The sequence below is a fragment of the Plantibacter sp. ME-Dv--P-095 genome, from assembly GCF_030209365.1.
Classification (GTDB): domain Bacteria; phylum Actinomycetota; class Actinomycetes; order Actinomycetales; family Microbacteriaceae; genus Plantibacter.
Genome location: NZ_JARVSB010000005.1, coordinates 133209 through 145271 on the forward strand (window position 1 = coordinate 133209; position 12063 = coordinate 145271).

Below are 12063 nucleotides of genomic sequence, written 5' to 3' on the forward strand. Positions count from 1 at the left end.
GATGGCGGTGGTGGTGGCAGCGGAGACCGGCCGCATCGCCTCCGGAGAGGGACACGACCGGTCTCGGAGGTGATCAGGCGTTCGGCTTCACGACGACGAGCAGATCGCCCGCCTCCACCTGCTGGGTGGCCGGGATCGCGAGCCGCTCGACGACACCCGCGACGGCGGTCGTGATGGCCGCCTCCATCTTCATGGCCTCGATCGAGGCGACCGGCTGGCCCGCCTCGACGCGGTCGCCGATGGCGACCTTCACCGTGACGACGCCGGAGAACGGCGCGGCGATCTGGCCCGACACGGAGGTGTCAGCCTTCTCGGCCGTCCGGACGTCGACCTCGACACTGCGGTCGCGGACGAACACCGGACGGAGCTGGCCGTTGAGCGTCGCCATGACCGTGCGCATGCCCTTCTCGTCCGCTGCACCGATCGCCTCGAGGCCGACGAACAGCCGGACGCCCTTGTCGATCTCGACGACGTGCTCCGTGCCCGGCTCGAGGCCGTAGAGGTAGTCGGCCGTGTCCACGACGGAGAGGTCGCCGTACAGGTCCCGCTGCTGCTCGAACTGCTTGGTCGGCGCGGGGAACAGCAAGCGGTTGAGGGTCGAGCGACGCTCGGCCGACGCTCCGTCGAGAGCGGCCTGGTCCTCCGCGGAGATCGGGGTGACCCCGATGTCGACCGAGCGGCCGGCCAGCACCTTCGACCGGAACGGCTCCGGCCACCCGCCGGGCAGTTCGCCGAGCTCGCCCGCCATGAAGCCGACGACCGAGTCCGGGACGTCGTACTTGTCGGGGTTGGCCTCGAAGTCGGCCGGATCCGCCTTGACGGCGGCGAGGTGGAGGGCGAGATCGCCGACGACCTTGCTGGAGGGCGTCACCTTCGGCACGCGGCCCAGGATCTTGTTGGACGCCGCGTACATGTCCTCGATGAGCTCGAAGTGGTCGGCGAGTCCGAGGGCGATCGCCTGCTGGCGGAGGTTCGACAGCTGGCCGCCGGGGATCTCGTGGGTGTACACGCGGCCGGTCGGGCCGGCGAGTCCGGACTCGAACGGACGGTACATCGCCCGGACGGCCTCCCAGTACGGCTCGAGATCGGCGATCGCCTGCAGTGAGATGCCGGTGTCGCGCTCCGTGTGCGCCAGCGCGGCGACGAGCGACGACGCCGAGGGCTGGCTGGTGGTGCCGGCCATCGGGGCGCTCGCGACGTCGACGGCGTCCGCACCGGCGTTGCTCGCGGCGAGGAGCGTCGCGAGCTGTCCGCCCGGCGTGTCATGCGTGTGCACGTGGACCGGCAGGTCGAACCGCTCGCGGAACGCCGCGACGAGCTTCGCCGCCGCAGACGGTCGGAGCAGGCCGGCCATGTCCTTGATGGCGAGCACGTGCGCGCCGGATTCGACGATCTTCTCGGCGAGCCGCAGGTAGTAGTCGAGGGTGTAGAGGTCCTCGGCGGGGTTCAGCAGGTCTCCGGTGTAGCAGACCGCGACCTCCGCGATCGTCGTCCCGGTCTCGAGGACGGCGTCGATGGCCGGCCGCATCTGCGACACGTCGTTCAGCGCGTCGAAGATCCGGAAGATGTCGATCCCGGTGTCGGCGGCCTCGCGCACGAAGGCGTTGGTCACCTCCGTGGGGTACGGCGTGTACCCGACGGTGTTCCGGCCGCGGAGCAGCATCTGGATCGCGATGTTCGGCATGGCCTGCCGCAGGGACGCCAGTCGTTCCCAGGGCTCCTCACCGAGGAAACGGAGGGCGACGTCGTAGGTGGCACCGCCCCAGGCCTCGACGGACAGCAGCTCAGGGGTGAGCCGGGAGACGAACGGTGCCACGGCGAGGAGGTCCTTCGTCCGAACCCGGGTGGCCAGGAGCGACTGGTGTGCGTCTCGGAACGTGGTCTCGGTGACCGCCAGCGCGGTCTGCGCACGGAGCGCCTCGGCGAAGCCCTTCGGGCCGAGCTCGAGCAGCCGCTGCCGCGAACCGGCCGGAGCGTCGGCGGTGATGTCGATGGACGGGAGCTTGTCGACCGGGTCCGGTCCGGGCGGGCGGGAGCCGTTCGGCTGGTTCACCGTGACGTCCGCGAGCCAGTTGACGACCTTCGTCCCGCGGTCCTTCGAGACGTGTCCGCGCAGCAGCTGCGGGCGCTCGTCGATGAAGGAGGTGCTGAGGTCTCCGGCGACGAAGGAGTCGTCCTCGAGCACCGCCTGGAGGAAGGGGATGTTCGTGGAGACGCCGCGGATGCGGAACTCCGCGAGGGCGCGCTTCGCCCGCGTGACCGCGGCTTCGAAGGTGCGGCCTCGGCAGGTGAGCTTCGCGAGCATCGAGTCGAAGTGCGGGCTGATCTGGGCGCCGGACGCGACCGTACCGCCGTCGAGGCGGATGCCACCGCCGCCCGGGGACCGGTACGTCGTGATCTTGCCCGTGTCGGGCCGGAAGCCCGCCGTGGGGTCCTCGGTCGTGATGCGGCACTGCAGCGCGAAGCCCCGCAGGTGAAGCGAATCCTGGGTGAGCCCGAGGTCCGTCAGCGACTCGCCCGCGGCGATCCGCATCTGCGACTGCACGAGGTCGACGTCGGTGACCTCCTCGGTGACCGTGTGCTCGACCTGGATGCGCGGGTTCATCTCGATGAAGACGTGCTGGCCCTTGCGCTCACCGGCGGTGTCGAGCAGGAACTCGACGGTTCCGGCGTTGACGTACCCGATCGACTTCGCGAACGCGATGGCGTCGCGGTACATCGCCTGGCGGGTGTCCTCGTCGAGGTTCGGGGCCGGAGCGATCTCGACGACCTTCTGGTGCCGTCGCTGCACCGAGCAGTCGCGCTCGAACAGGTGGATGGTCTCACCGTCGGCGCTGGCCAGGATCTGGACCTCGATGTGGCGGGGCCGGACGACGGCCTGCTCGAGGAACATCGTCGGGTCGCCGAAGGCGCTGTCCGCCTCACGCATGGCCGCCTCGAGCGCGCCGCGGAGGTCGGCCTCGCTATCGACACGGCGCATACCGCGCCCGCCGCCACCAGCGACGGCCTTCGCGAAGATCGGGAACCCGATCTCGGCGGCCCCCGCCAGCAGTTCCTCGATGTCGCGGCTCGCCGGGGTCGACTTCAGCACGGGGACGCCGGCGGCGATCGCGTGCTCCTTCGCGGTGACCTTATTCCCGGCCATCTCGAGCACCGACGACGGCGGGCCGATGAAGGTGATGCCGGCGGCACGGGCGGCCTCGGCGAGCTCGGGGTTCTCCGAGAGGAAGCCGTACCCGGGGTAGATCGCGTCGGCGCCCGACTCCTTCGCGACCCGGATGATCTCCGAGACGTCGAGGTAGGCCCGCACGGGATGACCCTCGGAACCGATCTGGTAGGCCTCATCGGCCTTCAGCCGATGCATCGAATTGCGGTCCTCGTATGGGAACACCGCAACCGTCTTCGCCCCCAGCTCATACGCGGCACGGAACGCCCGAATGGCGATCTCTCCGCGATTGGCGACAAGAATCTTCCTGAACATGGAACCCTTTCCACAACAGCCAACTCAGCAAACGTTGAGATTCCCTAGCCTAGTCACGGTAACGTTGAGCCTTGTGCATGTACTCAGCGTTAGCTCCCTGAAGGGGGGCGTCGGCAAGACCACCGTCACCCTTGGCCTGGCTTCCGCCGCGTTCTCGAAGGACATCCGCACGTTGGTCGTGGATCTCGACCCGCAATCCGACGTCTCGACCGGCATGGCCGTCGACGTCGCCGGTCACCTCACGGTGACGGATGTGCTGACCTCGCCGAAGAAGAAGATCGTCGAGCAGGCGATCGTGGCGAGCGGCTGGACGAAGATCCACCCGGGCAAGATGGACGTCATGATCGGCAGTCCGTCCGCGATCAACTTCGACGGCCCGCACCCGAGCATCCGCGACATCTGGCGACTCGAAGAGGCACTCGCACACGTCGAGGAGGAGTACGACCTCGTCCTCATCGACAGCGCCCCGTCGCTCAACGCCCTCACCCGCACGGCCTGGGCTGCCAGCGACCGCGTGGCCGTCGTCACCGAGCCCGGCCTCTTCTCCGTCTCCGCCGCCGACCGCGCGCTCCGCGCCGTCGAGGAGATCCGTCGCGGGCTGAGCCCCCGGCTCCAGCCGCTCGGCATCATCGTCAACCGGGTGCGTCCGCAGTCCATGGAGCACCAGTTCCGCATCAAGGAACTCCGCGACATGTTCGGCCCCCTCATCCTCAACCCGCAGCTCCTCGAGCGCACCTCGCTGCAGCAGGCACAGGGCGCGGCGAAGCCCGTCCACGTCTGGCCGGGCGACACCGCTCAGGAGATGGCGAAGAACTTCGACTCGCTCCTCGACCGAGTGCTGCGCACCGGCCGGGTCGGCGAGTACGCCGACGGCGCTCCCCCGGAGCCTGCGGCCGTCACCAGCACGTCCACCGTCGAGACGCCCGTCACCGAAGGCTGACACCGGCGTCGCCGTCGTCGCGCACGACGACTGGCACCAGTGGATGGTCGTTCGGCGGCTCGAGCGTCGAGCCCGTCGACAGACTCAGGGACCGATGGCAGGCCCTACGACGGGCCTAGAGACCGGTGTGCTGGGCACAGCGCCGCGACGGCGCCAGGGGCGGGACCGCGCGAGAGCGGTGGTTACGCGGTGCGGGCGGAACGACGTGCGGCGAGTTCATCCATTGGGTCGGCCGACTGCGCGTCGAACTCGATGAGGGTCGACTCCACCTCGCGGAGGACCTTGCCGACGGCGATGCCGAAGACGCCCTGACCGCGGCTGACGAGGTCGATGACCTCATCGTTGGACGTGCACAGGTAGACGCTGGCCCCGTCGCTCATGAGCGTGGTCTGGGCGAGATCGACGATGCCGGCCTCGCGGAGCTGGTCGACCGCGGTGCGGATCTGCTGCAGGGAGATCCCCGTGTCCAGAAGACGCTTGACGAGCTTCAAGACGAGGATGTCGCGGAACCCGTAGAGACGCTGCGTCCCGGACCCGGATGCTCCGCGCACCGTGGGCTCGACGAGACCGGTACGAGCCCAGTAGTCGAGCTGGCGGTAGCTGATGCCGGCGGCGCGGGCAGCGATGGCTCCGCGGTAGCCCTGGCCCTCTTCGAGTTCCGGGAGTCCATCGGTGAACAGCAGCCCGAGGTCACCGTATCGTGACGCACCGTCGCGACTGAGTTCACTCATGTCTGCTTCTCCTCGATGTTCGCTTCACGGTCTGCGTGGTCCTGACGGGGGCGTCGGAACGGCTCGGCCGCTTCCACCACGGTATCGATCAGCCACTGCCAACGTTGCGACATCCGTTCGAAACGGACGGCGTGTCGTGACGAGTGACCGAACTGTGACCTGGCCGTGATGGATGAGGGCAGTCTACGCCCTGGACGGCCCGTCAGGAGGATTGGTGTCGTTCGAGCGCGGTGCGGACGAGGTTCGACCGTACCCCCTCGAGCTGCGCCGCGATCTCCACGGCGCGGTCTGCGGTACGGGCGCGCCCGGCGGCGTCGTTCCGCTTGGACACGGCACTCAGCGCGCTCTCGATCAGTCCGACCTCGCGTTCGACCGAGGCGCGGAACCCGCGCAGATGGCGAGGTTCGATACCGGATCGCTGCAACTCGACCAGGATGCGCAGCAACGACGCCACGTCCTCGCCGTAGTTCTCCGCCGGAAGGATCAACGAGGCGCTCACCGCGTCGTTGAACAGCATCGGCGTGGCTCCGGCCTCACGGATGAGTTCGTTCCGGGAGAACCTGCGGGCGCTCGGGTGGATCGACGGTGCGCCGACCGACTGCCCCGAGCCCGGGAACATCGGAGACCGGCCGGCGTCGACCTCGACGAGATACGTGCGGATGACCTTCAACGGGAAGTAGTGGTCGCGTTGCATCGACAGGATGAGCCGGAGCCGGTCCAGATCATCGCTCGAGAACTTCCGGTAGCCGGACTTCGTCCGGGCCGGCGAGACGAGGCCCTGCTCCTCGAGGAAGCGGAGCTTCGAATTGCTCAACTCCGGGAACTCCGGAGTGAGCCGCGCGAGGACCTGCCCGATGCTGAGCAGCGGAGCAGCATCGCTTCGCGCGTTCGCGCTGGCTGCCGCCACTAGCTTCCCAGCTGGGAGGCGAGGTCGATCCGCGACGCGTAGAAGGTGAGGCGGAACTTGCCGATCTGGACCTCCGCGGCGTCGCGCAGGATGGCCTTGTCGATGCGCACACCGTCGAAGTAGGTGCCGTTCAGCGAGTTGAGGTCGCGGATCTCGAAGGCCGTGCCGTGACGGTGGAACTCCGTGTGGCGACGCGACACGGTGACGTCGTCGAGGAAGATGTCGGCTTCGGGGTGACGGCCGACCGTGGTGACGTCGTCGTCGAGGAGGAAGCGTGCTCCGGCGTTCGGCCCGCGACGGACGATCAGCAGCGCCGACCCCGAAGGGAGTGCCGCGATCGCCTCATGCTCCTCAGCGGTGACGTCGGAGTCGATGGCCGCGAGGGCAGCTCCGAGGTCTTCACCGAAGGTGAGTGTCGTGTCGACTTCCCGTTCGCCCGAGCCGCTCGTCGGTGCTCCGTCAGTGACGGATCCCGGCGTGTACGCCCCGGTCGCGGGATACTTCTCATCGTGCTCAGCCACCGTCGACCTCCTCTCCGTCAAGCGTATCCGATGTGGCGTGCCTGTCGAGCCGCCCGGACGAGGGTGACGCGACGGATCCGGAGCCGTGCGGACGCCCCGAACGGTCGGCACGCGCGATGCGGACGGTCTGCAACAGATACAGGATGCCCGCCCACCAGTAGAGCGCCGCTCCGGCGATCGAACACACCCAGCCGAGCGGCGTCGCGATCGTCGCCACGGCGGGGAACGCCGCGCCGAGCATGAGGACCGGGAGCCCGATGAAGAGGAGCGCCGTACCCCACTTGCCGACCCGGGTCACGGGCAGCACCCCCGTGCCGGTGCGGTGGAGGACGACCGCCAACCCGATGAGGAGGACGTCCCTCGCCACGACGACGATGAGGAGCCACCACGGGATGAGGTCACGCGCGGCGAGTCCGATGAGCGCCGCGATGATGTAGAGCCGGTCGGCCGCGGGATCGAGCTGACGTCCGAGTCGCGTCATCTGGTCGAACCGCCGAGCGATCCATCCGTCGAGGAGGTCGGTGACGCCCGAGAACGCGAGGGTCACGAGCGCCCAGAGGTCCTCCCCCTGCACGAGGAGGATCAGGAAGACCGGGACGAGCAGGATCCGGAGGACGCTGAGCGCGTTCGGGATCGTGACCAGGCGGTCTTCGCCGGTCCGTCGAACCCCTCGTCCCACCCCGTCCGTCACGGGTCGAGTCTACCGAGCGGCTGCTCTAGCATCAGAGGATGGAGAGCCCCTCGAGTGTGCGCGTCGATGCGTGGGTCTGGGCCGTCCGCTTGACGAAGACCCGCTCCGCAGGCGCCTCCGCCTGTCGCGCCGGCCATGTGCGGGTCAACGGCGACCGCGCGAAGCCCGCTCAGCCCGTCCGCATCGGCGACGAGGTGCGCCTCCGGGTGGCCGGGTTCGATCGTGTCGTCGAGGTGCGCCGCCTCATCGCGAAACGGGTCGGCGCCGAGGTGGCGGCCGAGTGCCTGATCGACCGCTCTCCCCCGCTTCCGACCCCCGCCGAGCGCCAGGTCGTCGCCGTCCGTGACCGCGGTGCCGGCCGCCCGACCAAGCGCGAACGTCGCGACATCGAACGACTGCGAGGCCGTTGAGGCACGGAGCGCGCCGTCGGGCAGCGCTCAGCCGCCGCGTCGGAACCGTCCAGACGGCACTCACGCACCGCCAAGGTGGTTCGTGCATGCTTGACGGATGTTCCGTCGCCATCCCGTCCTCAGCACCCTGACCGTGGTGTACCTGGGACTCGTCGCGATGATCACGCTCGGCCCCCGACCGTTCGACGGACGGACCGAGTCGCTCGTGTACCGGATCGTCGACGTCCTCGCCCGGTGGGAGACGACCGCCTGGATCACCTATGAGCGACTGGAGTTCGGAGCGAACGTCGCCATGTTCGTGCCGATCGGCGTCTTCTTCCTCCTCCTGCTCGGTCGACGCCGGTGGTGGCTCGCCGTCCTCATCGCCGCGACCCTCACCGTCGCCATCGAGACGGCGCAGCTCACCATCCCCGGACGGGTGAGCGATCCCCGCGACCTCCTGGCCAACGCCTCCGGTGCCGTCGCCGGGGTGGTGGTCGGTCTGGTCCTGACCACGGGGAGCGGACGCCGAGCGCGCGCCTCAGCTCGGCGGCGTCCAGCCCTGCAGCACTGAGGTGCGGACGTGCCCGTCGACGCACTCCAGGCTGAGAGTGGTTCCAAGGCCGTTTCAGTAGAGTGCGAGCGGGCCGTCGGCCCGTCGGATACAGAGCTGGAGTACAAGCCATGAGTGGACCATCGTCGTCGGAGAACCTCGAAGAGCTGAAGCGGCTCAAGGACGAGTTCACGCGGTTCATGATGCTGTACAAGTTCGGCATCGACGAGATCACGACGAAGCTGAACATCCTCAAGGAGGAGTTCACGCAGATCCACGACTACAACCCGATCGAGCACATCAGCTCGCGACTGAAGTCGCCCGAGAGCATCATCGGCAAGATCGAGCGGAAGCAGTACGGCCAGGACATCGACGACATCCGCGAGCACATCACGGACATCGCCGGCATCCGGGTGACCTGCAGCTTCATCTCCGACACCTACAAGGTGTTCGAGCTGCTCACCAGTCAGCAGGACATCACCGTCGTGAAGGTCAAGGACTACATCGCGAACCCGAAGCCGAACGGGTACCAGAGCCTCCACGTCATCGTCGAGGTGCCCGTGTTCATGTCGGACGGCGTCGTCCAGGTCCCGGTCGAGATCCAGTTCCGGACGATCGCGATGGACTTCTGGGCCAGTCTCGAACACAAGATCTACTACAAGTACGACAAGGCCGTCCCCGACACCCTGCTCGCCGAGCTCAAGCACGCCGCGGAGGCCGCCTCACGGCTGGACGCGAAGATGGAGCACCTCCACGGCGAGGTCCTCGCCCTCGACCGCGCGACCACGCCGCAGACCACCCGCGACGGGCACCCGAGGCCGCCGTCACTCGCCGACCGCGTCATGACCGAACTCATCGACGGGCTGGAGACCCGCTAGAGCGCCTTCCGCATCTGGACGGCCATCGTCTCGTACCCGAGGGACTCGTAGAGCCCCCGCGCGACGCGGTTGAACCCGAACACGTTCAGCCCGAGCGTCTTCGCCCCCTGCTCCTTGGCAGCCGTCTCGGCGAGCTGCATGGCCTCACGACCGAGCCCCCGTCCGCGGAAGGGCTCGTCGATCTCCACGTCCCACACCCACCACTCGTCCGGATGGCTCGTGCTGCGGGGTCCGATCCAGAGGACACCGACCGCCGTCTCGTCGAGGACGACCTCGAAGACGAGATGGCCGACCTGGAGGCGACCGGCGGGGAACGTCTCCGCGAGCGACTGGGCGGCCTTCGCCGTGGCCTCAGCCTCCGTCTCCCCCGCCTCGATGCGCTCGAGGCGGTACTGCGCGTTCGCCGCGAGCATCCACCCCCGCAGTCGATCGGCTGGCATGCGGACGAGCGTGGCGTTCATGAGGACATCCTCCCAGACCGCCGCGACCTCCTCGGTCCGTGACGGGAATACTTCACACCCGAACCGTGCTGGACTCCGAAGGACACACGATTGGGACCCGCCCGTCGTCATCCGGAGAATCGAGACATGCCGATCGACACCGCACCGCACCACGACGCGACCGCAGAGCACGACGCCTGGCGGCACGACCGTCTCGCAGCTGTGACGGCGCCGCTCGGCAACCTCGCCCTCGTGGAGACCCGCTGGCTCCCCGACGAGACACCGGCCACCCTCGACGAGGCTGCGGCGGCCATCGCGGCCGAACAGGCGGACGGGGTCACCGTGACGACCCTCCGCCGCACCCACCTCGAAACGGGCGCGGACGAGGTCGGCATCCGCCGGTGGGACGCCGCAGCCCCGGCCGTCGAGGCCTTCATCGACGTCCCGGTCTTCCCGTACGACCCCTCCTGGGTGCAGACGGCCCACTTCACGCCGGTCGACGGTTCACGGACCGTGCCCTTCGAGCACATCCGCGACAACGGCGGCTCGCGCGAGCTCGTCGTCCCGGGCGACATCACGTTCACGAGAGACGGGACGACGTACACGATGAGCGCCTTCGACGACGGCGGCACCCTCCTCCTCGTGTTCGGCGATGCGACGAACGGCGTCGACGGCGAGACCGGCACCTACGGTGCAGGCCGGTTCCTGTTCGTCGAGCGGACGGACGACGGCGGGTTCGGCACCGAGGGCAAGGTCGTCCTCGACTTCAACCGAGCCTTCGTGCCGCCGTGCGGCTTCTCGGTGCAGTACAACTGTCCGATGCCACCCGCGCAGAACCGGTTCGCCATTGAGGTCCGCGCCGGAGAACGACTCGTGCGGTTCCGCGACGGCTTCGACCTCTACGCCGTCTGACCGACGGCACGACGCCCCACCCCATCAGCTGCACCTCCCGCATCACCACCCCCACACCACAGGAGTATCCGTGAAGAGAACCATCGGGCTCGTCGCCCTGTCCGTCGCCACCGCCGTCGCGCTCGCGGGCTGCGCCGGCGGGAGCAGCAGTTCCGCGACGGGTGACGACGCGACCATCGCCGTCGGCTCCCTCTACGAGCCGCAGAACCTCAGCAACACCGGCGGCGGCGGTCAGGGCGTCACCGAAGCGCTCACCGGCAACGTGTACGAGGGGCTCTACCGCCTGACCGACGACGGCGACGTCGAACCCGTGCTCGCCGCCGACAGCACCGTGAGCGACGACGGCCTCACCTACACCTTCACGCTCCAGGACGGCGTCACCTTCCACTCCGGTGACCCGCTCACCTCGGCCGACGTGAAGTCGAGCATCGAAGCCGTGACGGCCGAGGACTCGCAGTCGGCACGGAAGAGCAGCTTCGCCGTGGTCTCCGACATCGCGACCCCCGACGACCGCACCGTCGTCGTCACGCTCTCCGAGCGCTCGATCTCCTTCCTGTACAACCTGAGCTACGTCTGGATCGTGAACGACACCGCGAAGGACCTGAAGACCTCCGAGGACGGCACCGGCCCGTACACCCTCGGCGAGTGGAAGCGCGGCAGCACCCTGAGCCTCGAGCGCTGGGACGACTACTGGGGGGACCCCGCCAAGAACGCTGAAGTGGTCTTCACCTACTTCACCGACGCGACCGCGCTGAGCAACGCCCTCGTCACGAAGCAGATCGACATCATCACGAGCGTGCAGAGCCCCGACCAGCTGACGCAGTTCACCGACAACGCGGACTACACGGTCTCCGACGGCGACTCCACCACCAAGGAGCTCCTGGCCTTCAACGACCGCGTCGCCCCGTTCGACCAGGCCCTCGTCCGGAAGGCCGTCTACTCCGCGATCGACACGAAGAAGCTCCTGTCGTCGATCTGGGGTGACTACGGCACGCTCATCGGGTCCATGGTCCCGCCGACGGACCCGTGGTACGAGGACCTCACCCAGGTGAACCCCTACGACCCCGAGCTGGCCAAGCAGCAGCTCGCCGAGGCCGGCCTGGCCGACGGCTTCACGTTCACGCTCGACACGCCGAGCTACGACCCGCACCCGGCCGTCGCCGAGTTCCTGCAGAGCGAGCTCGCCAAGGTGGGCATCACCGTGAAGATCAACACGATCAGCGCGGACGAGTGGTACTCGAAGGTGTTCAAGGAGCGCGACTTCCAGGCCACGCTGCAGGAGCACGTCAACGACCGCGACGTGGTCTGGTACGGCAACCCCGACTTCTACTGGGGCTACGACAACCCCCAGGTGACGCAGTGGGTCTCCGAGGCGGAGCAGGCGACCACGACGGACGAGCAGACGGCGAAGCTGAAGCTCGTCAACGAGCAGATCGCCGAGGACGCCGCGAGCGTCTGGCTGTACCTCTACCCCCAGATCGTCGTCGCCGCGAGTGACGTGTCGGGATACGGCGTGAACGGCCTGAACTCGCAGTTCTTCGTCGCGGACATCGTCCGGAAGTAGTCGTCGCCGAGGCCGACCGGAGCCGCCCGGTCGGCCCGGCCTCGCTACGCTGAGGT

12 protein-coding genes are annotated in these 12063 nt (G+C 68.4%); 6 read left to right on the forward strand and 6 right to left on the reverse strand.

Annotated elements, in window-relative coordinates; all coding sequences use genetic code 11:
* Window positions 1-73 precede the first annotated feature (73 nt).
* Window positions 74-3481 carry a pyruvate carboxylase gene (locus QRN26_RS08070; RefSeq protein ID WP_285036150.1) on the reverse strand — a complete coding sequence of 1136 codons (3408 nt, stop codon included), beginning with the start codon at window positions 3479-3481 and terminating at the stop codon, window positions 74-76.
* Between the two features lie 73 nt (window positions 3482-3554).
* Between QRN26_RS08070 and QRN26_RS08075 the strand changes: the two genes are divergently transcribed.
* Window positions 3555-4421 carry a ParA family protein gene (locus QRN26_RS08075; RefSeq protein ID WP_082455728.1) on the forward strand — a complete coding sequence of 289 codons (867 nt, stop codon included), beginning with the start codon at window positions 3555-3557 and terminating at the stop codon, window positions 4419-4421.
* 182 nt (window positions 4422-4603) lie between these two features.
* On the opposite strand, the gene QRN26_RS08080 is transcribed toward QRN26_RS08075, so the two are convergent.
* The 4 genes from QRN26_RS08080 to QRN26_RS08095 all read right to left on the reverse strand — a co-directional run bounded on the left by QRN26_RS08080 (window position 4604) and on the right by QRN26_RS08095 (window position 7271).
* Window positions 4604-5152, reverse strand: a complete 549-nt coding sequence (locus QRN26_RS08080) for a MerR family transcriptional regulator (RefSeq protein WP_056005382.1) — start codon at window positions 5150-5152, stop codon at window positions 4604-4606.
* Window positions 5153-5354: 202 nt separating this feature from the next.
* Complete coding sequence (ftsR, locus tag QRN26_RS08085; RefSeq protein ID WP_056005379.1) at window positions 5355-6059, reverse strand: transcriptional regulator FtsR; 705 nt, start codon at window positions 6057-6059, stop codon at window positions 5355-5357.
* Window positions 6059-6580: an FHA domain-containing protein gene (locus QRN26_RS08090; RefSeq protein WP_082455726.1), complete on the reverse strand. Its 522-nt coding sequence runs from the start codon at window positions 6578-6580 to the stop codon at window positions 6059-6061. Before QRN26_RS08090 ends, ftsR begins: the two co-directional genes overlap by 1 nt.
* Window positions 6573-7271, reverse strand: a complete 699-nt coding sequence (locus tag QRN26_RS08095; protein WP_285036154.1) for a CDP-alcohol phosphatidyltransferase family protein — start codon at window positions 7269-7271, stop codon at window positions 6573-6575. Before QRN26_RS08095 ends, QRN26_RS08090 begins: the two co-directional genes overlap by 8 nt.
* Before the next feature lie 38 nt (window positions 7272-7309).
* Between QRN26_RS08095 and QRN26_RS08100 the strand changes: the two genes are divergently transcribed.
* The 3 genes from QRN26_RS08100 to QRN26_RS08110 all read left to right on the forward strand — a co-directional run bounded on the left by QRN26_RS08100 (window position 7310) and on the right by QRN26_RS08110 (window position 9091).
* On the forward strand, window positions 7310-7681 hold the full coding sequence (locus QRN26_RS08100) for an RNA-binding S4 domain-containing protein (protein ID WP_056005376.1): 372 nt from the start codon (window positions 7310-7312) through the stop codon (window positions 7679-7681).
* 97 nt (window positions 7682-7778) lie between these two features.
* Window positions 7779-8234 carry a VanZ family protein gene (locus QRN26_RS08105; RefSeq protein WP_285036156.1) on the forward strand — a complete coding sequence of 152 codons (456 nt, stop codon included), beginning with the start codon at window positions 7779-7781 and terminating at the stop codon, window positions 8232-8234.
* Window positions 8235-8344: 110 nt separating this feature from the next.
* The gene (locus tag QRN26_RS08110; protein ID WP_082455724.1) at window positions 8345-9091 is read left to right on the forward strand and encodes a GTP pyrophosphokinase; all 747 of its coding nucleotides are present in this window, start codon (window positions 8345-8347) and stop codon (window positions 9089-9091) included.
* Here QRN26_RS08110 and QRN26_RS08115 read toward each other — a convergent pair.
* Window positions 9088-9552, reverse strand: coding sequence for a GNAT family N-acetyltransferase (locus QRN26_RS08115; protein ID WP_056777291.1), 465 nt, complete (start codon window positions 9550-9552; stop codon window positions 9088-9090). The genes QRN26_RS08110 and QRN26_RS08115 overlap by 4 nt on opposite strands.
* 126 nt (window positions 9553-9678) lie before the next feature.
* Between QRN26_RS08115 and QRN26_RS08120 the strand changes: the two genes are divergently transcribed.
* Entirely contained in the window at window positions 9679-10443 is a 765-nt protein-coding gene (locus tag QRN26_RS08120) for a DUF1684 domain-containing protein (protein ID WP_285036159.1), read from the forward strand.
* Between the two features lie 70 nt (window positions 10444-10513).
* Window positions 10514-12007 carry an ABC transporter substrate-binding protein gene (locus QRN26_RS08125; RefSeq protein WP_285036161.1) on the forward strand — a complete coding sequence of 498 codons (1494 nt, stop codon included), beginning with the start codon at window positions 10514-10516 and terminating at the stop codon, window positions 12005-12007.
* Window positions 12008-12063: the final 56 nt, after the last annotated feature.

Bases quoted from the DNA above. Each gene is read 5' to 3' on its own strand.
- QRN26_RS08070 (WP_285036150.1), bottom strand. From the start codon at position 3,481: ATGTTCAGGAAGATTCTTGTCGCCAATCGCGGAGAGATCGCCATTCGG.
- QRN26_RS08080 (WP_056005382.1), bottom strand. From the start codon at position 5,152: ATGAGTGAACTCAGTCGCGACGGTGCGTCACGATACGGTGACCTCGGG.
- QRN26_RS08100 (WP_056005376.1), top strand. From the start codon at position 7,310: ATGGAGAGCCCCTCGAGTGTGCGCGTCGATGCGTGGGTCTGGGCCGTC.
- QRN26_RS08105 (WP_285036156.1), top strand. From the start codon at position 7,779: ATGTTCCGTCGCCATCCCGTCCTCAGCACCCTGACCGTGGTGTACCTG.
- QRN26_RS08110 (WP_082455724.1), top strand. From the start codon at position 8,345: ATGAGTGGACCATCGTCGTCGGAGAACCTCGAAGAGCTGAAGCGGCTC.
- QRN26_RS08115 (WP_056777291.1), bottom strand. From the start codon at position 9,552: ATGAACGCCACGCTCGTCCGCATGCCAGCCGATCGACTGCGGGGGTGG.
- QRN26_RS08120 (WP_285036159.1), top strand. From the start codon at position 9,679: ATGCCGATCGACACCGCACCGCACCACGACGCGACCGCAGAGCACGAC.